18 protein-coding genes are annotated in these 24,975 nt (G+C 32.7%); 3 read left to right on the forward strand and 15 right to left on the reverse strand.

What is annotated here, in order from left to right; all coding sequences use genetic code 11:
- Positions 1–237: 237 nt before the first annotated feature.
- Both nadE and D1816_RS11600 read left to right on the forward strand, forming a co-directional pair.
- A complete protein-coding gene (gene nadE, locus D1816_RS11595) occupies positions 238–1,026 on the forward strand; it encodes an NAD(+) synthase (RefSeq protein ID WP_118503026.1) in 789 nt (262 codons plus the stop codon).
- 143 nt (positions 1,027–1,169) lie between these two features.
- Complete coding sequence (locus D1816_RS11600) at positions 1,170–1,802, forward strand: response regulator transcription factor (protein WP_066316736.1); 633 nt, start codon at positions 1,170–1,172, stop codon at positions 1,800–1,802.
- Here D1816_RS11600 and dnaG read toward each other — a convergent pair.
- Complete coding sequence (dnaG, locus tag D1816_RS11605) at positions 1,799–3,760, reverse strand: DNA primase (RefSeq protein WP_066316738.1); 1,962 nt, start codon at positions 3,758–3,760, stop codon at positions 1,799–1,801. The two genes, D1816_RS11600 and dnaG, sit on opposite strands and share 4 nt — an antisense overlap.
- 468 nt (positions 3,761–4,228) lie before the next feature.
- Here dnaG and D1816_RS11610 point away from each other — a divergent pair, with 468 nt between their 5' ends.
- Positions 4,229–5,869 (forward strand): hypothetical protein, encoded by a 1,641-nt coding sequence (locus tag D1816_RS11610; protein ID WP_066316741.1) that lies wholly within the window; start codon positions 4,229–4,231, stop codon positions 5,867–5,869.
- Positions 5,870–5,990: 121 nt separating this feature from the next.
- On the opposite strand, the gene D1816_RS11615 is transcribed toward D1816_RS11610, so the two are convergent.
- The 14 genes from D1816_RS11615 to D1816_RS11680 form a co-directional block, all read right to left on the reverse strand.
- Positions 5,991–9,266 carry a fibronectin type III domain-containing protein gene (locus D1816_RS11615; RefSeq protein WP_118503028.1) on the reverse strand — a complete coding sequence of 1,092 codons (3,276 nt, stop codon included), beginning with the start codon at positions 9,264–9,266 and terminating at the stop codon, positions 5,991–5,993.
- A gap of 517 nt (positions 9,267–9,783) precedes the next feature.
- Positions 9,784–10,851, reverse strand: a complete 1,068-nt coding sequence (locus tag D1816_RS11620; protein WP_066316746.1) for a hypothetical protein — start codon at positions 10,849–10,851, stop codon at positions 9,784–9,786.
- Positions 10,852–10,928: 77 nt separating this feature from the next.
- Positions 10,929–11,759, reverse strand: a complete 831-nt coding sequence (locus tag D1816_RS11625; protein ID WP_118503030.1) for a hypothetical protein — start codon at positions 11,757–11,759, stop codon at positions 10,929–10,931.
- Positions 11,740–12,309 (reverse strand): RNA polymerase sigma factor, encoded by a 570-nt coding sequence (locus D1816_RS11630; protein WP_066316748.1) that lies wholly within the window; start codon positions 12,307–12,309, stop codon positions 11,740–11,742. The genes D1816_RS11625 and D1816_RS11630 overlap by 20 nt, the downstream gene beginning before the upstream one ends.
- A gap of 113 nt (positions 12,310–12,422) precedes the next feature.
- Complete coding sequence (locus D1816_RS11635) at positions 12,423–13,400, reverse strand: polyprenyl synthetase family protein (RefSeq protein WP_066316754.1); 978 nt, start codon at positions 13,398–13,400, stop codon at positions 12,423–12,425.
- Between the two features lie 110 nt (positions 13,401–13,510).
- A complete protein-coding gene (rlmN, locus tag D1816_RS11640) occupies positions 13,511–14,551 on the reverse strand; it encodes a 23S rRNA (adenine(2503)-C(2))-methyltransferase RlmN (RefSeq protein WP_118503032.1) in 1,041 nt (346 codons plus the stop codon).
- Positions 14,552–14,688: 137 nt separating this feature from the next.
- On the reverse strand, positions 14,689–15,612 hold the full coding sequence (locus D1816_RS11645; RefSeq protein ID WP_066316756.1) for a chalcone isomerase family protein: 924 nt from the start codon (positions 15,610–15,612) through the stop codon (positions 14,689–14,691).
- 300 nt (positions 15,613–15,912) lie between these two features.
- Complete coding sequence (gene queA, locus D1816_RS11650; protein WP_066316759.1) at positions 15,913–16,962, reverse strand: tRNA preQ1(34) S-adenosylmethionine ribosyltransferase-isomerase QueA; 1,050 nt, start codon at positions 16,960–16,962, stop codon at positions 15,913–15,915.
- Positions 16,963–17,130: 168 nt separating this feature from the next.
- Positions 17,131–18,354 carry a 3-phosphoshikimate 1-carboxyvinyltransferase gene (locus D1816_RS11655; RefSeq protein WP_118503034.1) on the reverse strand — a complete coding sequence of 408 codons (1,224 nt, stop codon included), beginning with the start codon at positions 18,352–18,354 and terminating at the stop codon, positions 17,131–17,133.
- Between the two features lies 1 nt (position 18,355).
- Positions 18,356–18,607, reverse strand: a complete 252-nt coding sequence (locus D1816_RS11660; RefSeq protein ID WP_118503036.1) for a hypothetical protein — start codon at positions 18,605–18,607, stop codon at positions 18,356–18,358.
- Positions 18,608–18,934, reverse strand: coding sequence for a nucleotide pyrophosphohydrolase (locus D1816_RS11665; protein ID WP_118503038.1), 327 nt, complete (start codon positions 18,932–18,934; stop codon positions 18,608–18,610).
- A gap of 1 nt (position 18,935) precedes the next feature.
- Positions 18,936–20,972: a DUF3857 domain-containing protein gene (locus D1816_RS11670; protein ID WP_118503040.1), complete on the reverse strand. Its 2,037-nt coding sequence runs from the start codon at positions 20,970–20,972 to the stop codon at positions 18,936–18,938.
- A gap of 80 nt (positions 20,973–21,052) precedes the next feature.
- A complete protein-coding gene (locus D1816_RS11675) occupies positions 21,053–23,023 on the reverse strand; it encodes a DUF3857 domain-containing protein (protein WP_118503042.1) in 1,971 nt (656 codons plus the stop codon).
- A 22-nt stretch (positions 23,024–23,045) separates the two neighbouring features.
- Positions 23,046–24,959, reverse strand: a complete 1,914-nt coding sequence (locus tag D1816_RS11680) for a DUF3857 domain-containing protein (RefSeq protein ID WP_118503044.1) — start codon at positions 24,957–24,959, stop codon at positions 23,046–23,048.
- Between the last annotated feature and the right edge of the window lie 16 nt (positions 24,960–24,975).

The following is a 24,975-nucleotide window of genomic DNA, read 5'->3' on the forward strand; positions in this document are numbered from 1 at the left end:
ATATAATATGTCTCTAAATAATTTTTACATTTATAAAACGGCATCTTTTTTTATTAATTTTATAATTACAAAGATACTATATCGAGTTACGAATTACGAATTACAAATTGTCAATTACAAAACCACGAAGTAAATAATCTATTACAATATAAATCAATACATTAATAGAGATTCTTAAATTTCAAATCAGATACATTTGTCTTTTACTTTAGATAAAGAAATATTAAAAAATACAATATGCAGGTAGAAAAAACAGTCGATCATATCACCAATTGGTTAAAAGAATACGCAAACAATGCCAATATAGATGGTTTTGTTGTTGGTGTAAGTGGCGGAATTGATAGTGCAGTCACTTCTTCATTATGTGCAAATACAGGTTTAAAAGTACTTTGTGTAGAAATGCCAATACACCAGGCTCAAAGTCAAGTTAACAGAGCACAAGAACATATTGCGCAATTAAAACAGCGCTTTCCTAATGTTTCAGATGTTAGAGTAGATCTTACGTCTGTTTTTGAAGAATTCAAAAGTGTTGTTCCTAAAGTAGATTCGAGTGCACAACTTGATTTATCATTAGCCAATACCAGAGCCAGATTAAGGATGTCTACCCTATATTATTTTGCAGGTTTACATAAATATTTAGTTGCAGGTACTGGTAATAAAGTCGAAGATTTCGGGGTAGGTTTTTATACTAAATATGGAGATGGTGGTGTAGACTTAAGTCCAATTGCAGATTTATTGAAAAGTGAAGTATACGCTTTAGGAAAATCCCTTAACGTTCCCGAATCGATACAAGTTGCTGCACCAACAGATGGTTTGTTTGGTGATAGTCGAAGTGATGAAGATCAAATTGGTGCCAGTTATGATGAATTAGAATGGGCCATGAAAATGAAGGATAAAGGAAAAAATAGCAATGACTTTACAGGAAGAGAACAAGAAGTATTTAAAATTTTTATTCGTTTAAATACCGTAAATCAGCATAAAATGGAACCCATACCTGTCTGTAAAATACCCGTTGATCTATTATAATCAACATTTTATCGAGAAATTAATAAAAAAAAGTTTACAAGGATTAGTTCTTAGTAATTTTGCAGCAAGATTTAAAAATTACCCCTAACCGAGAAATGTTAAAACAAAAAAAGAAAAACTAACATTAACAATCGTAAACAAGAATGACAACCGTATTAATCGCTGATCATCATCCAATTACTAGGAAGGGGATCGTTTCTTTATTTCGCCACTCAGAAGATTATGAGATTACTGGTAAAGTAAGTAACGGTAACGAGATGTATGACATCTTAAAAGATAATACTCCAGATGTACTTATTATGGAGTTAGATCTGCCCCAAATTAATGGGATCATGGCATTAAGAACCATCAAAAAGGAATTTGCAGGAATAAAAGTTATTATTTTTAGTTCTCATCCAGAAGAAATGTACGCATTAAGTGCTATTAAAGCCGGTGCATCTGCATATTTATCTAAAACTGTCCCAACAAAAACGTTAAAAAAAGCAATAGAGCGTGTTGCTCGAGGAGGAATTTATTTAAATGACAATCTTACTCAACAATTAGCAAATGGTAATGCTAATGAAAATAATATGGTTGTTAAATACAAAAAATTATCCTCTAGAGAAATCGAAGTATTAAACCTTTTATCCTCTGGAAAGAGAAATAAGGATATTGCTACCACATTGTCAATTAACGAAAAGACGGTAAGTACATACAAGACAAGATTACTAAAAAAATTAAAAGTGGACAATCTTGCTGATTTAATCCATCAATCTAGATTATTGCATATTAGCTAGATCACTCGATTTAGTTTCCTGTATAGTAACTTTTTAAGAATTTGATAATCACGAATATCTTCTAAGACATTCATGTTATTTTCAATATTTTGAGCTTTCACTTCTTGTGAAAGCTCTTGTATTTTTTGATCGATTAGAAATCCTCTTAGGCTCAATATTGTAGTATTTACATATTCTGCTATAGTTTCTGTCTTTTGCTTTACATGTATTTCCATGTCTGCCCATCTATGCAACTCATAGCGTTCTTCATTCATCATAATTTCAGTAATCTCAGAAGCTATTTCTGGTGGGATTTTATTTATAAAATTCTCAACTTTAAATTCGTCAACTTGATTTAATTCTTCGATCAAAATAGCATAAACATCTTTAAAAACTTGATCTGTAAACTCAACTTCATCATCCTGCAAGTCAAGATAGATTTTTTCAAAAACCTTTATCTTATGGATTTCAGGTTCTAAGACAAGTTCTCCTTCTTCATTTTCTTTCATTATCAGATCTTCAAACTCTTCTTCTTGAACACCGTACATTAATAAAGCCTTAATTAAGTGACGTTCTAAAACGTATTGCCTGTTTACTTTAGGTTGTTTTGGAGTTTCAGTTTTTACAACCTCAAGAGATTTTTGTTCCTTTTTTTGTTGTTTTCGCTGATCTTTTTCGCCTACATTACGTATTTGTGCTAAAGTATCAAATAGCACATCTTCAGAAATATCCATAATACGAGAACATTCTCGTACATAAATTTCTCGTTTAATAACATCTGGAATTTTTGAAATACTAGTCACCATATCCCTAATCAATTCGGCTTTCTTGATTGGGTCATTTTTTGATTCTTTCTGTAACAAGGATGCCTTAAAACTTATAAAATCTTGACTATGTTCTTCTAAATATGATGTTAATTCTTCTAATGTATTTTGTTTTGCAAAACTATCAGGGTCTTCTCCTTCAGGAAAGCTACATACTTTTACATTCATACCCTGTTCTAGAATGAGATCTATCCCACGAATAGATGCTCTCATACCAGCGGCATCACTATCAAAAAGTACTGTAATATTTTTTGTAAGTCTGTTGATTAATCGAATTTGATCACTTGTAAGTGCTGTACCCGAAGATGAAACTACATTGCTTACTCCCGTTTGATTAAACTGAATTACATCTGTATATCCTTCTACCAAAAAGCAATTATCTTCTTTAGCAATTGCTTGCTTGGCATGATAAATACCGTACAAAACTTTACTTTTATGATAGATATCGCTCTCTGGAGAGTTAAGATATTTTGCTGCTTTTTTTTCATTGGTTAAAATCCTACCACCAAAACCGAGCACACGCCCCGACATAGATTGTATTGGAAACATGACTCTACCCTTAAAACGATCGAACTGTTTTTCTTCTTTTACAATAGTCAATCCCGTTTTTTCCAGATATTCTAACTTATATCCTTTTTTAATAGCTTCTGCCGTAAATGCATCCCATACGTCTGGTGAATATCCTAATCCAAACTTTTTAATAGTTTCATCTGTAAAACCACGTTCTTTAAAATAGGTCAGTCCAATAGCTTTACCTTTTTCTGTTTTATGTAAAGAGTTTTGAAAAAACGTATTTGCAAACTCGCTAACCAAATACATACTCTCACGCTCATCGGCTTGTTGTTTCTGTTCATCGGTCTGCTCTGTTTCTTCAATTTCAATATTATATTTCTTAGCTAAATATTTAATTGCTTCTGGATAAGTAAAGTGCTCATGTTCCATCAAAAATGCTACAGCATTACCACCTTTTCCACTAGAAAAATCTTTCCATATTTGTTTTACAGGAGATACCATAAAAGAAGGAGTTCTTTCTTCACTAAATGGACTTAATCCTTTAAAATTACTTCCTGATTTCTTTAACTGAACAAAATCACCTATTACCTCTTCTAATCGAACAGCCTCAAAAACAGCATCTATTGTAGATTTATGAATCATTTTCCAGTTACCTTTTTTATTCTTTTACCACCTTTAAAGGTTTTACTTGTATACTTCCAAATCAATTTTAAGATTAAGATTAAATTTTTATTCCTACTCTAAAACGAGTAAAATTATCATCTCTTAAAAAAGCATTTCATATGCGTTCTCAATACAAAAGTAGCATAATCAATAATAGTAGGCTAAACTACAATTTTCAATCAAAAAACACCTCATTTATGTATTGATAAGATTCACTTTTATCACTTTTTCATAGAAACAACTAATTATCATCAAAATAGAACAAAACCAAACATACTGTGGGATTCTTTACTATTTGATCGAAAAAATCTCACGAATTTGAAGTCGAAATATTCCTCTTTAAAGCCTTTTTTTCCTCTTCACATAGATTTAATTTAAAAACACGGTTTCCTGTCTTTTATTTGCTCAAAAATTAATCATATAAACATTAAACATAAAAAAATTGTTATGAAAAAGTTGAATTATTTATTTGTACTGGCTCTTATATTTATTGGGTGTAGTGAAGATGACTATAACTCTGACACTCCTTCAGAACCAAATCCTATAGCGAATGCTATTCAGTTAAAAAATGACGCTACCTTTGGGAGCATCATTACCGATAAAGATGGTAATTCTTTATATTTCTTCTCTCAAGACACTAAAAGTACTTCGAACTGTAGTGGTGGATGTATTAACGCATGGCCAGTTTTTTATACTGAAACCGTAACTCTAGATAGTGGATTGGACGCTGCTGACTTTGGAGAGATTACTCGTGAAGATGGTGCAAAACAAACAACTTATAAAGGTTGGCCACTATACTTTTTTGCAAATGACAATGCCGCTGGCGATACGAATGGAGATGGAGTCGGAAGCAATTGGTACATTGCAAAACCAGATTATTCTCTTATGATCGCTCAAGCTCAATTAGTGGGGAGAGATGCTGCAGGAAACACAACAAATCTTACAAGTGATTTTACACCTGGAGACGAATTGACCTTTTACATCACAGACTCAAGAGGGAATACATTATATAAATTTGCAAATGACACAAGAGACAATAACAATTTCACCGCTGATGATTTTTCTAACAATGGTGTATGGCCAATATATAATACTGATCTAAATAGATTACCAAGTATTTTAAATGCTAGTGATTTTGGAACTATCGATGTCTTCGGAAGAACACAAATGACATTTAGAGGATCTCCTTTGTATAAATTTGGACAAGATGCTCAAAGAGGTGATAACTTTGGAGTAGGGTTTCCATCTGCTGGTGTATGGCCAACTGTAAATCAAAATACAGAACCTGCTCCAGAACCAGTTGCAAACGCAATCCAATTAGCAGAAGACGCTACTTTTGGAAAAATACTTACTGATAAAGATGGTAATTCTTTATATTTCTTTTCACAAGATGCTAAAGGTACTTCTAACTGTAGTGGTGGATGTATCACAGCGTGGCCAGTTTTTTATACTGAAGATGTAACCCTTGATAGTGGATTAGATGCCGCAGATTTCGCAGTAATTACTCGCGAAGATGGAGCAAAACAAACTACTTACAAAGGTTGGCCACTTTACTTTTTTGCAAATGATGCTACTGCAGGAGACACTAATGGAGATGGTGTTGGAAACAACTGGTACATCGCAAAACCAGATTACTCTCTTATGATTGCTCAAGCTCAATTAGTGGGGAGAGATGCAGCTGGAAATACAACAAATCTTACAAGTGATTTTACTCCTGGAGATGGATTAACATTTTATATCACAGATTCAAGAGGAAATACTTTATATAAGTTTTCAAATGATACAAGAGATACCAATAACTTCACTGCAAATGATTTTTCTAACAATGGTGTATGGCCAATATACAATACTGAATTAGTTAAATTACCAAGTATTTTAAATGCCAGCGATTTTGGAACTATTGATGTATTTGGGAGAACGCAAATGACATTTAAAGGATTCCCTTTATATAAATTTGGCCAAGATGAAAATAGAGGTGATAACTTTGGAGTAGGGTTTCCGTCTGCTGGTGTATGGCCAACAGTTAATCAAGACACAGAACCTGCTCCTGCAGCAGGTCTAAGTACAGATACTTATACAGGATATTAATAAACATCGTCGAGATTATTTTACCTGATTATTTTTTATGTTAAGTTAACATAAAAAGAAGAGGCTGTCTTAAAAAAGACGGCCTCTTCATATACTAATTAATATATACTATTTTAATTATTTACTCTTTACTAAACATTCTAGTTACAAAAGTCTCATCTTTTCCTGTAATTCTTGCAAAATATGTTCCTGTTGGGAAGGAACTAACATTAATTTGTGCTTCAGCTCCCTCATATACACGTTGACCATACATAGAGAAAATTTCTACATTTTGAATAGATTTCTTACCTACAGAAATATTTAATATATTCTTAGCTGGAACAGGATATATCTTAAAGGCATTATTCCCCGCATCAAGATCACTTAATGCATATGTTTCTAATCTCACTGTAGACGCTTCTACACAAAATGATGTAGCTTCGCTAGTAGTAAATTCACCACCAGAAACAATTTCTCCAGCACTGCTTGATAATGTATAAGATCCATTACCAAATGAGCAACAAATACCATCTCCAAAAGAATCAGAAATTGTAAATGTATAAGTTCCTGCTGCTAAACCAGAAATAGTTTCAGACACTGTAGATCCATCAGGATTAGCTGTAGAATAGCTTTCAGATGCTACTGTTGTTCCTCCTGCATCAGTTACTGCCCAAGAAGTTTCTTGAGGGTAATTATCAAAAGTAACACTTAATGTTAAATCTCCTGAAGCACAATCTGATCCACCTGGTCCTCCAGCAGCCGTAAGAGAGATATTATCTATTGCCGCATCAGCTCGCCATGTGTTCCCGGTTACTCGATTAAATCGTAATTGAATTCCTGATCCTACATAAGCAGCTAAATCAACAGTACCTGTTTGCCATGAATTTCCTTGATTTCCATTTCTAGTCCAAAGACTTGTCCAAGTAGCACCTTCATCATTACTAACTTCAACATCTAATGAACCAAAGTTTCCTGCTCCAAACATATGATATCTAAAAGAGAAAACAGCCGTAGTAGCACTATTAAGATCAAAACATGGAGAAGTAAGAATTGCACGTTTATTAGGGAATCCTGTACCATTTCCTGATGCTTCTACATAAACATATGTTGATCCATCATCGGCACTTGACGGTCCGGTATTGTTTGATGGAGTACCATTTGCATCTCTGGTCCAATCAAGATCATCACCTGTATCTTGAGTCCAACCTCCAAAGTCTGCTTCAAAACTTTCACTATATGGAAGTTCTGCCCCATTTAAACAGCCTGGTCCATTATCTAATGTAGTGATACGAATACTATCACTAGCTGCAGATGTATTTCCTGCCGCATCTTTTGCTGCAACGGTAAAAGTATATGTAGTTTGTGGAGACAATCCAGTAATCGTTGCTGTTGTTTCTGTTACGGTTGCTACAACTACACCGTCTTGAGACACATCATACTCTGCAACACCTACATTGTCTGTAGAAGCATCCCAACTTAATATGGTTTGTGTATTTGTAGTACCTGAAGCAGCCAAGTTAGCTGGAATTGATGGTGCTGTTGTATCTGGAGCATCAGTAGTAACGTTAATAGAATTACTTGCTGCCGACTCATTTCCTGCAGCATCTTTTGCTACCACAGAAAATGCATACGTAGTTTCTGCGGTTAACCCTGTTATTGTAGCTGTTGTTGTTGCTACGGTTGCTACCACAACACCATCCTGAGAAACATCGTATGCAGTAACACCTATATTATCTGTAGATGCATCCCATGTTAACGTAGTTTCCATATCTGTAGTACCAGATGCAACTAAGTTTGCTGGTGCAGTTGGCGCTTCAGTATCTGGAGTATCAGGCATTAATTTAAAAGCCACTACATGACTTTTTCTTACGCCAGCTCCACCACTTCTCATATACTCACCTATGTGCCAGAAAGTCATATCATCTAACGGATCTATTGTCATTTGAGCATAATCTCCAAAACGATTACCAGGTACTTGACTATCGCCATTTACAGAAACTTTCTCAGCAAGAGTCATCGTTCCTAATGGATCATTTGCCAATCGCCCAGTATATCTAATTGAAGCAAATACACTAGTACTAACTACATTATACGCAAGTCCAATATTACCTTGAGCATCTTGAGCAATACTACCACAAAAGGCGCTTAACCCATCTGGTTGCGCATAAGTTCCTTCTTGATAGATTGTCCAAGGTTGTCCATCACCAGTTTGTCGTAATTCGTACCAACGAATTCCAGCCAAATCATCATTTCCATCAAGATCTACTACAAAATTCATTACTACAGAGTTATGTGTACCAAAACGTCTGTAATTAGTCATATACATCACTGTAGCCTGTAATGCATCTATGTCTTGTCCACCTCCTGGTTGTGATAAATTAGAAAAACTTCCATTATCAAATACACTATCAAAAGGAGTTGTAGGAATCTCTATAGGTTGTGAAATTGTAGAACTACCTGGGTTTGCCCAATTAATATTGGTATTCCACATTTTTAAATGATCATTAGAAACTCCTGCCCAAGCATCATCCTGTAGGTAAATAATAGAATTCGAAGTTCCCACTGGAGGTAAAGTAGCCCCAGTAGAGTTAAAACTTGCAGGGCTATAGAAACCACTTGATGCAGCTCCAGCAAGTTGAAATCCAACAAATCCCGCATTAGGATCCCCTGTAAGCATCTTATCTCTTTCGGCAACATAAACTGTTTCTAAAGTTCCTAAACCACCACTTGGTGCTTTATTAGTTGTAAGATAATATCCATCACTCCATATAGAAAGTTTTTCATAATCAGGAAATTCATTAGTATTAAATCTATATGTGAACCATCCATCATTTACAGGATCTGGTCCTTGCCCCACAGCAATAAGGATACTGTTAGGAGTATTACTGAACTCCATGATAATAAAACGATCAGCATAATTATCATATACCACTATCGGGTCTCCAAGGTCTTCACCGGGAAATATCGTAGTTAGAGACGCTTCTGGTAATAATACATTACCTGCTCTATCTAAAATTCCGAATCCACGGTTAAATGCATATACATAATGATTCGGTCCTATAGCTCCCGTAGGGTCATTTAAAGGAGACCCCCCGAGGTGTGCATCAAAAGAAGCAACTTCTTCACTAAGTGTTGCTCTTATGGTATTATTTTTTTGTTTCGCCATTAAAGGATCACTCTGACCTGCAGCTGGCAAACCTTTACCTGGTATTACAGTATTACGACCGCTTCTTCTTACTGGTGCTGGTTGGTGTGCCATATTTTTGGCTGATAAAATATTATCCATCTGCGATAATGGAGGAATATTTTTAACATAAGCCGCCTTAGAAACTAAACTAGCTTTTTGAGGTGCTTTTTGAGCAATAAGCCCAAAACTACAAAACGTAAGTAGTGTTAAATAAATGAGTTTTGTTTTCATTTTGTGTGAAATTTTGGTTAATAGATTCTATTGTTTATATATAATTAGTATTAAGTTTAGTCTAGCTATTATTTTGTAGTAAAACACATGAATATTTTTACTTAATCTACAGGAAAGAACTACATTTATACAATAGACTAAATATAGAGCATTTGATCTGAAAATAAAAGTTCAAAATTCCTACAAATCATTAAAAACCAAATGATTACGTCTTAACCATAAAATTATTATGGATTTTTTATTCACCTATATATCTAACGGTAATTGATTTTTTGTAAAGTATTTAACAAGATTACGTTATACCCGTATTAAGTATATCGTATTTATAGGGTACTCATTATAATGCAAGGAAATCGCAATAATCATTAAAAAAAATGAAGTTATTTTCGAACCAAAAAGAGCTGCATATGTATGCAGCTCTCTTGGCTAAAATAAAAAAATAACACCTAATAATTGTATTGAAAACAGTTATATTAATTTTTTGTTAAAATTAACATCTTTGCTAATTCAGAGATCATCATAAGTCAAAACGTAGTCCAAGTGACACATTATTTTGTTCTATTATTGCATTTCTAAAAATTGGAGATAAATCATATTTGGCATATAATGTCATATCACCAAAACCTACATACGAACTTAAACCATAAATTAAGTCACTTGTATTATAATCTCTCTTAATTTTGTCTTTAATACGATTACCGTTTTCTTTAAATTTCAATTTCTGACGAGTACTTATGTTTACTCCTAAATAACCTCCAAATCCAATTCTAAATTTACGTGAAGTATCATATCTGATACTATTCTCTGTCTTTCTAACTTTTGATGCACCTAACTCTAAATGAACAGGGATAACCAAATTATCCATTCTAAACTTTGATTTATCTAACTCTACTCCAAATGTTTCTAAATTCGTTTGGTCTCCGTTTTCGACAAAGTATCGATTCTCGGTAGGTTTTAGTCCGTTTGATGTATATGAAATCCCATATTTAAACCGTAGAAGATTAGAGTTCTTAAACACTCTGGTTTTCCAAGCCCAGCCAAGTTCAAAAAATCTACTACCCCCAATTTTGTAATCCGAATCGTCTAATGACTGCCCCTCTACTATTGCGTTATTAAGTCCTACAGCTAGCACAATATTTGAAGTAGTTCTTTTATCATATTTTATCTTTCTCTCTTTTCCTGTATTTATTTTTAATCCAAGAAGAACATCTGCATTATCTTCTTCTGTAGTAAGCCCAATTACTATTCTTGGATCTTCAGTATTTATATTTTCTACACCATTACGTTCTAATAAAGCGATCTTATTATCTATTATCGCCAACCTATTTTCTATATTTAAAGCATGATTTTGAGCAGAAGCTTCTTTACGTTTTTGAGCCTCTTCTATTGTAATTTGATTTGCAGCTAATTTTTCATTTATTATTTCTACTTCTTTTTTCAATGCTTCTTTTTCGGTTGTAATTATACGTTCTTTTTGCCCTTTTAGTTTTTCAACTGCTCGATTAGTATCTTGTTCCTGAGCATTTAACAATTGGGCAATACATGTCATGGCCACAAATGCAGCAATTTTTGCTAATAACTTCATGTTTTTTTGATTTTTATTTGCAACCTTCCTCCTTTTTTGGAGGAAAATTGCAAGTGATGATTGATTGATGAATATTTTTAATTATCTCTTTCTACTACAGCTGTTCTAACTTTTTGGAAACCTTTTTTAAGTGCATCGAATACTCGTTGTTTAAAGCTTTCATCAAGTTCATTTTCGACATCTTGCAAGAGAGCCGAAGCACTTACTGCGCTAGATTTTATTATTTTACTGGTCGCTATTTCGCGTTGTGCATTCATTAATAGTTGATCAATCTCTGCATCAGTTACTTTTATATTATTTTTTTCCAGATCCTTAATTTGCGCTACTACAGTTGCTATCTTATCCTGAATTATTAAAGAATCAATTGGTAATACATTATCTGCTATACTTATAATGTCTTTATCATCTTGTCGTATTACTTCTTTTAATCGTACCTGATCATCGAGGGCGCTATTAATAGCTGTGTTACTTGAAGCCACATCACTAGAAGGTCTTACACTCTTAGAGTTAGTTATTTCTTTATGTTTTTCTTTTGAAACGGTACTAGTTTTATTATCCTTGACTTGATTTGATAGCGTTGGTTTTTTTTCTTTTAGCAAATTTTCTTGAATACTTTCATTAACAATCCCGTTAATGTTTTCATTTTTAATTAACTCTTCATTATTCTCTACTATTTGCAGTTCGGGCTGCACTAATCCTATGGGTCTTTGATTTATAAATATAGAGGTTAGTAAGATTCCCACAAAAATAGCTGCAGCGCTGTATAGCCAAATCTTTTTACTTTGTTTTTTTTTGTGTTGAACGTTATCTAGCTCATTTGCTAAACGATCCCACGAATCTTTAGAAGGTATTATAGCGCGTTGCTCTAGCTTTTCCTTCATCTTATCTTCAAATTTCAATGGCGCCATTATTTATATTATTTTGTTCGTTTAATTTTTGTTGCAATAATTTTCTAGCTTTAAATAGTTGCGATTTTGATGTGCTTTCCGAAATCCCAAATGTTTTAGCTATCTCGCTATGTTTGTATCCTTCTATTGCATATAACACAAACACCATTCTATATCCTTCTGGTAAACTATCGATTAACATCTGAATTTGATCTACTTCTAATTCTGTGTTAATATTATTCCACGATGCTTCTTGATAACCTGATATATCTTCTGTAAAAAAGATTTGTTTTTCTTTTCTTAAAAAAGAAATCGATTCATTGACCATAATCCTGCGTACCCATCCTTCAAAACTTCCTTCAAACTTAAAATTCTTTAAATTCGTAAAGACTTTTAAAAACCCACTAAGCATCACTTCTTCTGCAAAATGCACATCTTTAATATACCTTCTACATACACCTAGCATTTTTGGTGCATATGTAGTATACAACTGTTGTTGTGCTTCTCGATGTTGCTTTGCCGCCTTTTTAATGAGTTGCGTTTCGCTTTTATAAAATTGAATAACTTTCAATATAAATAATTAAGTGATTAGATCTTCTATTAGCATAGACGATATAAAAAACAAAATAGTTGCCTAGAGGTTAAAAAAAATAAAGTTTTTATCTTTTTATCCAGTGATTACTATTATTTCTTTCTATCAATTACATAGTCGACCATCATTGTTAATGAAGATTTATAGTCTGAATCTGGGTATTCTGACAAAATTGATAGTGCTTCGTTTTTGAATTGATGCATAACGGTAATAGCGTAGTCTAGTCCTCCACTATTTTTTACAAATGCTATTACTTCTTTAACCCTCTTTTTATCTTTATTGTGGTTTTTTACAGAATTAATAAGCCATTTTCTTTTATCTTTAGATGCATGATTTAAGGTATAGATCAAAGGAAGTGTCATTTTTTGTTCTTTAATATCTATTCCTGTCGGTTTGCCTATTGCAGTGTCACCGTAGTCAAAAAGGTCATCTTTGATCTGAAATGCCATTCCGATTAATTCTCCAAATTTTCTCATTTTATGAACATCGTCTGAATCGGGTGAAACAGAACAGGCTCCTAAACTACAACAGGCTGCAATTAAAGTTGCTGTTTTTTGACGAATAATTTCGTAGTAAACATCTTCAGTTATATCAAGGTTTCTAGCCTTTTCTATTTGTAAAAGCTCACCTTCGCTCATCTCTCTTACTGCAACAGAAATGATTTTTAAAAGATCAAAATCACCATGATCAATAGATAGTAATAAGCCTTTGGATAGTAAATAATCTCCAACCAATACTGCAATTTTATTTTTCCACAATGCATTGATTGAGAAAAAACCTCTTCGCCTATTAGAATCATCTACTACATCATCATGAACTAGGGTTGCTGTATGTATTAGTTCTATTACTGAAGCTCCTCTGTAGGTTCTTTCGTTTACCTCACCACCTGAAACCATTTTAGAAACTAAAAACACAAACATAGGTCGCATTTGCTTCCCTTTTCTGTTTACTATATAATGTGTAATTCTATTTAGCAAGGCCACCTTAGAAGACATTGATTGTGAGAACTTTTGTTCAAAAAGTTCCATCTCATCAACAATAGGTAGCTTTATTTGCTCAACGACTTTCAATACGCGATACTAATTCTGATTTCTTACTAGGTGCGAAGATACTATAAATTGTTTTTTTGTAGGCGGTTATCCTAGAATTATAGAAGATGAAAAAACGTTTTGGTGTACTATCATGATTTATTTGCCAATTGGCCACAAGCTGCATCAATATCCTTTCCTCTACTTCGGCGAACATTGACAACGATACCTCTTGCTTCTAATCCATTAATATAACTATTTATAGCTGCATCAGAAGCTTGCTGAAAATCTTTATCTCCAATAGCATTATATTCGATCAAATTTACTTTACATGGCACATAAGAACAAAATCTAATAAGTGCATCAATATCTTCTTGACTATCATTAATTCCTTTCCACACTACATATTCATACGTGATTTTACTTTTTGTTTTCAGGTACCAGTATTCTAATGCTTCTTTAAGGTCTTGTAAGGGAAATGTCTCATTAAAAGGCATGATAGATGTTCTTGTATCTTCTATGGCTGAATGTAACGAGACCGCTAGCTTAAACTTAACTTCATCGTCTGCCATCTTTTTTATCATTTTGGGTACACCCGATGTAGACACCGTGATTCTTTTCGGTGACATTCCTAACCCTTCAGAAGAGGTTATTTTATCAATAGCTTTAAGCACGTTATTATAATTCATCAGCGGTTCTCCCATACCCATAAATACGATATTGGATAAGGGCCTATTATGATACAACCTACTTTCTTTATCAATAGCTACCACCTGATCATAAATTTCATCCGGATTTAGGTTTCTCATTCTTTTTAAACGAGCCGTCGCACAAAACTTACAATCAAGACTACAGCCTACCTGTGACGATACACAAGCAGTTGTTCTTGTTGGAGTTGGAATTAATACAGACTCTACGATTAATCCATCGTGTAATCTTACAGCATTTTTTATAGTGCCATCTTTACTTTTTTGCATTTGATCAACCCGAATATGATTAATCACGAAATGTTCTTCGAGCACTTTTCTGGTAGTTAAAGAGATATTTGTCATATCTTCAAAATTATGAGCTCCTTTACTCCAAAGCCATTCATAAACTTGATTACCTCTAAATGCTTTATCTCCTATTTCTTCAAAAAAGGAACGCAATTGTTCTTTGGTTAATGTCCTTATATCTTTTTTCTTAACTTCCATGCTTTTACAAAAGTATAAAGATAATATGGTTCTTCACTGTCCATATACTCTCTTTATAAAAAATTAAAAACCCTGACATGATTATCAGGGTTTTCTTTATCAAGTTAATGACAATATTTTATTATATAAACTATTGTTTATTTCTTTATTCTTTTCCATTGTTGTGTTCCTCCGCTACCTTTATACTTCACATTAAGTATGTCTCGGTTATCAGGATCAATCCACATTTGACAATCAGAAACTTTACCATCTCTTATATTCGTAAATTTCCCGTTTGTATACCTGTCACCTTTTAGCTCTAATCTTTTAATAATTACAAGGCCTTCAATCTTTTTATTTTTATCATCTCCCTGGCATTCGTAACAAACAGCATCTCTTTCTGATTGACGTAACATTCTTTCTATAGCTCCAAACACTTTATTTTTTATAACATACAATTGTATTGTACTAAGAGCTACACCGGTCTTTTTATCAACCATTTTCCATTTTCCTAAGACAGGATTACCTTCGTAAGATGCTAAAAGACTTTCTTTTAATTCTGTATCGACTGGGTTTTCTCCTAACCAAATTTTAAATAGTGCATTTTTAAATTCGGTACTTGTCATTTTACCTAAAAGCTCTTTATTCTTAAATACAGAAAGATTACCTCCTTTTGTGTGTAAGATTCTAAAAATATCAAACTTATTAACTTGAGTAGGTAAAATGTTGAGGAAATCTCTAATTTGATTTTCTAAAAGATAACTATTACCATCTGTAGCTACTTCTAATCCGTTTCGCACAATATCCTTAAGTTCTTGACTAGAGATTGATGAAGTAACCTTTATAGTGATAGCCATTGTATCATCTTTTTCTGCTACTTTTAGACCATCTTCTACTCCATTAACTTCAAAATCTAAATATAATGCTACTGCATAAAGTTTATCTCTAGTTCCGGCTCCATTAAGCATTAGCTCACTTTTACCAAACATATCCACGTCATTAAAATAAACACTCCCGACTTTGGTTTGAGAAAAGGAGCTGGCAGTAATAAAAAGTGCCATGTAAAAAATAACTTTTTTCATTGTATAATATAGGTTTAGTTCTTAATATCAATTTGGTTATACAAAAAACGATCCAATCTTTCAAAATATATGCTTAGTTGCACAATTTTAGTTGATTTTATCGATAAAAAACATTATTTACCGACATGTAACGTTTTGTATCTTACGGTTTACCCGTAATTTTTTTCGAATGCGAAAATAGCACTTTTTTAGAAAAAAAATAACTTAAATGCCTAATTTTTAGAAAATTATCATAAAAATCCCATTTAACAGCTAGCTAAATAGGATTTTCATATTTATGCGGGTTTCTTTACTTAATTCTTAGATAATTAACATTGCATCACCATAAGAATAAAATTTATACTTTTCTTTAACAGCTTCTTCATATGCTTTTTTCAGAAAATCATGTCCTGCAAAAGCTGAAACCATCATTAATAAAGTAGATTTTGGTGTATGGAAATTTGTAATCATGCAATTTGCAATACTAAAATCATACGGTGGAAAAATAAACTTATTAGTCCATCCTCTAAATTCATTTAGTGTATGTTCTGAAGACACAGAACTCTCTAGGGCTCTCATAACTGTAGTACCTACAGCACATATTTTTCTCTTTTGAGTAATCCCATTGTTAATGATATTAGTTGCATGAGCAGTTATATACGCTTCTTCACTATCCATTTTATGTTTTGATAGATCTTCTACTTCTACTGGGTTGAATGTCCCTAAACCAACATGTAATGTTACTTCTGCAAAATCCACTCCTTTAATTTCCAAACGTTTCATTAAATGCTTAGAAAAATGCAATCCAGCTGTAGGGGCCGCTACTGCTCCTTCATTTTTTGCATATATTGTTTGATACCTTTCTTCATCTTCTGGCTCTGTATCTCTTTTGATATACTTAGGTAAAGGTGTTTCTCCTAAGTCGGTAAGTTTTTGTCTAAACTCATCGTATGATCCATCATACAGAAAACGTAAGGTACGACCTCTAGATGTAGTATTATCAATAACTTCTGCTACCAAGCTCTCATCATCACCGAAATAAAGCTTATTTCCAATACGGATTTTTCTGGCAGGGTCTACAAGAACATCCCATAGACGTGTTTCTGAATTTAATTCACGAAGTAAGAAAACCTCGATTCTAGCACCAGTTTTTTCTTTATTTCCATATAACCTAGCAGGAAAAACCTTCGTATTATTAACCACCATTACATCGTTGGGCTCGAAATAATCAATAAGGTCTTTAAAATATTTATGTTCAATGGTTTGCTCTTTTCTATTAAGAACCATTAAACGAGCTTCGTCTCTGTTTTCTGCAGGGTATTCTGCTAATAACTCTTGCGGAAGATCAAAATGGAAATGTGATAATTTCATTCGTGTCTGTTTTTTTGAAGGTGCAAATATACAATCTCGTGATAGGGGTTGTCAAGTAAATTGATATATAATTTCAATTCACTTCATTAAATTTCATTTGATTTCGAAACAAATTCACACAAACAAACGATTATTAACAACCTACAAAACAATAAAACAATCTTTTAATTATGATGTCGTTTGAATGCCTAATCTATTCAAATCTGCCCAAAAATCAGGATACGATTTAGAGACAACATTAGCATCTTCTACATACAACGAAGTTCTAAGTGCTAATGGCGCAAAAGCCATTGCCATACGATGATCATTATAGGTTGCAATAGAAATATCTTTCTTAATTGAATTTGCAGGCATCAACCTAAGCGTATCTTGAGTAATTACAACTTGTCCGCCCATCTTTTCAATTTCTGTTTTTAACGCTTCTAATCTATCGGTTTCCTTAATTTTCAATGTATGAAGACCTGTTAAATAACAACCTATTCCTAATCCGAAACAAGTAACAACGATTGTCTGTGCAATATCAGGAGAATTAGACAAGTCTAACACTTCTGGCAACTTACAAGTGGTGCTTTTTGTATTTTTAAGAGTAATGGTATGGTTTTTAAAAGTGGTTTGAATACCGAGGTGCTTATAAATCTCAATTAATGATGAATCGCCCTGGTAACTTTCTTCTTTATAGCTTCCTATTGTAATATCTGCATTATCAGATAATGCTGCTATACTATAGAAATAAGAGGCAGAACTCCAATCTGACTCTACGATTACATTTTTTGATAGTGCTTGAAGATTTGGTTGGATTGTAATTACGTTTTCCTCAAAAGTACCTGAGATACCAACATCTTTTAAAAGGTTTAGTGTCATATTAATATATGGTACCGAGGTAACTTTTCCTTCTAAAGTTATGATCAAACCGTCTGGTAAAGAAGCAGCAATCAGCATTAATGCAGAAATATATTGACTACTTACATTAGCTTGTAGTTTGACTTTGTTAGTATTTGGTTTTTTGCCAATAATTCGAATTGGTGGGTACCCTTCTTCTTTTTCATACGTAATTTCGCATCCTAATTGACGTAAAGCTTCTACCAGTATTTTTATAGGTCTTTCTTGCATTCTTTTACTTCCGGTAAGCACAGTTTCTCTTCCTTCTTTGACTGCAAAATAAGCGGTAAGAAATCGCATTGCGGTTCCTGCATGATGAATATCCACAATAGTTTCATTGCTATTTAATGCTTTTTGCATTAATACTGAATCATCACTATTAGAAACATTTTCGATTGTTATATTTGGATATAATGCACGGAGTATTAATAATCTATTGGTTTCACTTTTTGAACCCGTAATCTGTAAGGTAGTATTATCTATTTTAGAAATACTTGGTAATTTCAAATTCATGTTATCGATTTGATTTTCGTTTTCTTAATTCGAGGTAATACCCCATTATCATTCCATACAATAAGCCTCCAACTAGACGAGAAATTAAATATCGCACCCATTTTCCATTCTCGATTCGTTCTTCATAAAAGGTATCCAAAGATATTCCGTATTGCATCATATGTTCTATTATACTATAGACTAATATAAAACCTATACCTATAAATCCAACAGTGAGCCAATATTTTTTTGAAAAAAGTATTTCTTTGAACATCTACTTTAATTTCTCATTATTATGATGTCTATCATGGTCTCTCTTAGTTTTAACATCCAACTTCTTATCAAAAGATTCTTGTAAATCAACTCCTGTTTGATTAGCTAAACACAACACAACAAATAAAACATCTGCTAACTCTTCTCCTAAATCTTTGTCTTTATCACTTTCTTTTTCACTTTGCTCTCCATATCGTCTTGCTATGATTCTAGCGACTTCTCCTACCTCTTCGGTAAGTTGCGCCATATTGGTGAGTTCATTAAAATATCTAACTCCATGATTTTTAATCCAATCATCTACAGCTTTTTGAGCATTTTGAATATTCATCTTATATTTTCTTTAAAACTACTTGTTGATTTTCTTTTTCTACAAGTTGATTATAAAACTGCTTTAATGTTAAATAAAAATCGGGAGTAATCACTGCTTTATTAATCGTTTCATTAGCAATAATCTGAATAACTCCATTTGCAACATTGGATCTAAAAGTAAAAGCCCCCGTATCTTCTGGTAATTTAAATACTCCAGCCTCTGGTAATTCAGCTACTTGATACCCCTCTGGGATTTTAATATTTAACATATATGCATTGGTAAATCCATGTCCAAAATCAATTGGATAATCTCTTTTATCAGACTTAAATAAATTTTCTTTATCTCTTAAGAACAATAAAGGAGAAAAGTACATTTCATTTTCTATTAATTCTACTTGGTCGTATGATGCAAAGTTAAAACTTTCACTAATTCCTTTACCATATTGATCGATTCCTTTTACAGAATATTCTTCTATCTCATCAATTTCGAATTTTTTCTTGAATCTTTTTACTTTACTTTCATCATCCTTTTCAGAATGCATTACCCTAAAACGATGTGCAAGATAATCCATATGCCTTACATTAAATTTACCTTTTACCTCTCCTTCTCCATTAATTTCACATTGCATACTATATCTAATCAAAGAAGGTTTTTTGGGTCTGAGATCAACCCTTTGAGAAGTATTATTTGCTCCAATAACCCTACCTTCTCCTCTAGTGACTCTATCGGGCAGAATATTGGGTAAACCATATTTATCTGTGGCATCTAAGTAAATTAACTTACCATTTGATAACTTTACTCTGGTGATCACATAGTTAAACCCATCTAATGTTGGGAAAAGAGCAGTTACTCTATTACTTGTACTTACAAGTACTGGATTTGCATCAAGACCAGCAGATGTTAACATAGATGTAAGCATTAAATTGATTTCGGCAGCATTTCCTGTTTTTTCTTTATACGCTTTTTTTACACCAACAGTAGTACCAACTCGATACTTATTATTCCATACCATTCTATTTTTTACATAGTCGAATACTTTACTCATTTTTTCCTCTTCGTCACTTATTCCAGACAAGAGAGTTTTTAAATCTTCTTGGTAATAACTCTTTTTCTTTAATTCATCCCCAAAGTTATTACTAGCATAAATTGTCTTTACAACATCTTCCCAAGTTGTAGAATAATATTTGATGGGTTCACCAGGGAAATTAACAAAAGACAATTCATAACTAATCGCCGAAATATAGTTCTCTACATTTCCTGAAAAAGGTTCAACTACAAAAGCTGGAACATTACGTGAAAAGATTTTACTAGTATTCACAGAAAAATCTAATGAACTTTGAGAGCTCCTACTTTGAGAAGCTGTTCGTCGGCCGTAATTATCAACAGAGCCCCCTCCCGCTGAATTGGTAAAAACAATCCTATCACTTCGTTTGGATTCTTTAAGGTTTACCGGAAGATATCCTGTACTAAACTTTTTAAATGTAAAATACTCCGGAGATTCTACTTTTACATCTAAGCGTTTTATTGGGATCTCTTGTTGTAAATAAATCCTATCTATTCTAGAAAAGAATGGCGAGATAATTTTATACTTATACTCTATCACAGAACCTTCTTTCAATGCTGGCATGGTAAACTTCTGTTGTTCATAATTCTCTGAATATTTACTTTTAAAAATACCATCTTTCTTAAGCTTTGTTTCTACAATCTTACCTTCTGACAAAGTATATGTAGTTCCTTTCAAATCGGTAATTCGTTCTTCATCACTACCTCTTTTGTATAAAAAAACCTCATCTGATGCATATTCAAATCCATCTTTATTATAAAGTTTAATTCTTTTTACTACCTCGGTTATTAATTGAAATCCTTGCGATTTGATGTACTTAATATAGATGTTTTTGTTCTCATAAAGGATAGCTGCATTAGCGGTTTTATCCAGAGGGTATGCAGTCTCGGATAGTTCCTCTTTAGAAACTTTCCCAAATTTGTATTCTTGAGCAAAACCAGTTGCGATGAGTAACAAGAACACACCTAACAGTGCATTTTTAAAGTTTTCCATGTTTATTTGTATTATGGTTTTCAATTCTTGGCTTTATGTTGTTAGTTTTTGCAGTTACGACATCAAATGCCGTTTACTCTTTATACTTTTTTAAGCACTACCTGATCACTTTCTTTTTTGATTAATTGTCCATAAAACTCTTTTAATACAGAGTAATATTGTTCTGTTATTAACGGTGAACTTACAGTTTCACTAACAAATAACTGTATCATATCTCCAACAATAGTCATTCGAAACACAAAGCTACCCATCTTTTCTGGTAATTGAAACCCAACATCTTCAGGTTTTTCAGCTACGGTATACCCTTCGGGTATCTTTATATTAACAGAATAACTATTAGAGAATCCATACCTCAAATCTACGGGATATTTTCTTTCGTCAGATTTAAAAACATTCTCTTTATTTCTTAAAAATAGTAAAGGAGAAAAAAACATCTCATCTTCTATAACTTCGATCTCATCAGGAACTTCAAAAGCAAAACTTTCTGAAATTGCCTCACCTATGTTTTCAACATTGTCAACCTTATATTCCGAAATGTTTTGGATCCCATAAATAGACTTTAAACGCTTTATATGTTCTTCTTCTTTTTTGGATGCATTCTGTACTCTAAAATCATGTGCCTCATAAGAGGTATATTTCACTCTTTGTTTTCCCTTTATATTACCATCTTCTTCAATTTGACACAATAGGACATTTTGTTTTAGAGATACTTTAGACGGTCTAAACATTACCATATCAGAATCCCCTCTTTCTGTAATCAACCGTCCTAAACCCTGAACTACTCGATCAGGTAATACATTAGGCTCACCATACTTATCTGTTGCATCTAAGAAATAAACATCTTCATTTACTTTAACTCTGGCTACAACATAATCTAACCCTTGCAGTGTAGGAAATAATGACAATGCTTTATTACTTGAACTCACTAATATTGGTTTTACATTTACCTTTGCATATTTCAACATTGCAATCAGCATTAAGTTAATCTCTGCTGCGCTTCCCACTCTTTCTTCATACACCTTTTTCATGTTTTTTCTGGGCATCACTGCAAATCTATCATTCCAAGTCATTTTCTCTTTTACATAATCATAAATTAAGTTCATTTTCTTCATTGGGTCAGATACTCCAGAAATTAACTGATCAACGTCTTTCTTGAAATATTTTGTAGTATTCATAGCACCACCAAAACGGGAATTTTTAAAAGCCCCTTTGGCAATTCCGCCCCAAGTAGAAGCATAATTCTGTATAGTACTATATGGAAATTGCACAGACTGTAATTCGAAACTTAAGGCCGAAACATAGTTCATATAATTTCCTGAATAAGGTTCTTTTTTAAAGGCTGTAACTTGTTGCGCACTTATATCATATTTTGTTACATTATAATCAACTCTTTGACTATAAATCATATCACTTTGTCTATCTGAAGACTCCCTGATATTAATGGGTAAAAAACCAGCTGTTCTTTTTCTGAACGTATAATACTCAGGAATCGCAAGTGAAACTTTTATTTTTTTAATCGGAATATCATATTGCAACAAAATTCTATCAATACTTCTTGAGAAAGGAGATAATATTTTATACTTATATTCTATAATTGATCCTTTAGTTAAGGCAGGCATTGTAAATGACATTTTTTTTAGAGATCCCGAAACTTCAGTTTTAAAAATACCATCATTTTTAAGTTTTGTTTCTATAACAGATCCATCTTCAGCCAGTGAGTATGTAACACCAGAAAGACCAGAAACCCTCTCAGCTGTCCCATTACTCTGATAAAGGAATAATTCTTCACTAGCATGACCAAAACCATTTTTTGTATACAACTTGATTCTCTTAAAAACTTCTGTCGTTAAGACAAACCCTTGTTTTGGATCATAATCATAGTAAATTTTCTTTTTCTCAAATAACACTGCTGCATTTGCTGATTTATCAAAAGGGTAAGACGTTTCTAGTAATTCTTCTTTGGATACTTCTCCAAATTTATATTCTTGGGCAAAAGATGATATAGCTACCATTAGGATTAACCCTAATAGTAATTTTTTTATTTTTTTCATTTTAATTGTGGTTATTGGTATGCTATGATTGTTTTAGTACTATTCGTGACTTATCTGTTTTTTTTATTGCCGCTCTAAAGCTTCTATATTCTTCATACTTTTCTTTTGGAAAAGTGCCATCAACAATTTTTAGATATCGTTTAAATCTAATCTGATTATCAGTTATTTTTTCGAGCTCATAACTATAGCTACCAAACTCGGTTTTGATTGTTTTTTTCTCTGGTAAATTTCCTAAAATGTATCCTTTAGGTAAATTAATCACATAGTCATCTGTATTAACATAACCTCTAGAAATTACTAGAGCCGTTTGTCTATTTTTATATTTAGGAAAGTTACTCTGATCACAACTAAAAAGGTTTGGAGCTATTAATAGTCGGCTTCCTGCTTTTTTTCCATATGATGTACAAGATACTTTTATATCTTCTGTGAATTTGACGGTATCCTTATCATCATTTAATTTAATAGAAGTGATTTCTAAATTATTGATATAATCCCAGTATTCTTTATAATGTAATTTTTGATCCTTAGGAGTTTTAAACTGAGTGTTATAATTCCAATCATATTCTAATCCTTGAGATGATCTTTTAATTTCAGCAAACATTGATGCGTCCTCATTAATCGTTATCGTAGCACCGCAATGCTGTAAATTCTCTTCGGGCTTATACTTTTTTGTTCTCTTTATTTCACCACCTTCAGGTTTAATAACAAGCACATTTCTATCATCTGTAAAATCACCAATAAAATTAAACGGAAGTGTTTGACTTGTACATTCTAACCATAAGTCTTCATTATCATCAGGGATATTAAGAATAACATGATTTCCTTGCATTGATACAAACTCAGGATCGATATCTCTTCTTTCTTTTGCATAAACAACAGTATAATAAGAAGTTATATCTTGACTATCCAAAAGCGCTTTTGTATAATTTGTAAGTGCTTTACAATCTCCGTACCCCAGTCGATCAACATCACTAGCCAGGAATGGCATCCACCCACCAATCCCTAATTGGACACTTATATATCTGGTTTTATCCTGAACATACTCATAAATCAGCTTTGCCTTTTCTTTTTTGGTTTTTGCATCTGCAACTAGGGCACTTATTTTTGCTATAGTCTCTGAAGACAATTCATCCCTACCTGCTACCAAATTATCATATTGCCATTTACCAAAAGATTTCCAATCTACACCATATCCTTTTACCTCGGCTAATGAGAAGTTATTTAAAGCCACTTTTACCATGGGTACCATAAGATCATATGATGGACTATTAACTTCTGGTAACCTTGCTGCCACATTTGAGATTTCATATCTAATCTCTTGATCTGTTTTATTTATTACAATAGGATACTCGTCAAAATTCACTTCCTTTAATCTCAATTTAATTCCTGTTGAATTTAGAATCTTATATGATGATTTTTCAACACCTAATCGATAAGCAACTATTGGGTTCCAGGGTTGAATAAATGCTGTTGTTGAACTTTCGACTTCACTTTCAAATACCAAGGTGTACGGATAACTTAAAGGGGTATATTGAAAATACATCATACGATTATCATTCATTAACGAAATCCCATCATAAACACTTCTATCATTGAAATCTTTCTTTTTATACTTTTTTATCTCTTCTCCAGATGAATCATAAACAATCGCTTGGAGTTTTTTAATTTTTGTAGTAGGATCATAAGCCTCATATGAATCTGCATATCCTTTTCCATATTTATTAAATACGGTTACTATTCTTTTAGTTTTTACGGTTACAGAGCTAATAGAATTAATTTCTATAACTACTTCTTCCGATCTTACAACCGCATTGGCATCTTTTGTAAGAGAAGTATCGATTTGCGAAACTTGTAAATTAATCTCGTCTTGAGCATAAATGTCTGTATAAGTAAATAAGACAATTGCTACAAGAAATTGTAGTGCTGTTTTTTGCATATAAATCTAATATTTT

The sequence above is a fragment of the Aquimarina sp. AD10 genome (genome assembly GCF_003443715.1).
GTDB lineage: Bacteria > Bacteroidota > Bacteroidia > Flavobacteriales > Flavobacteriaceae > Aquimarina > Aquimarina aggregata.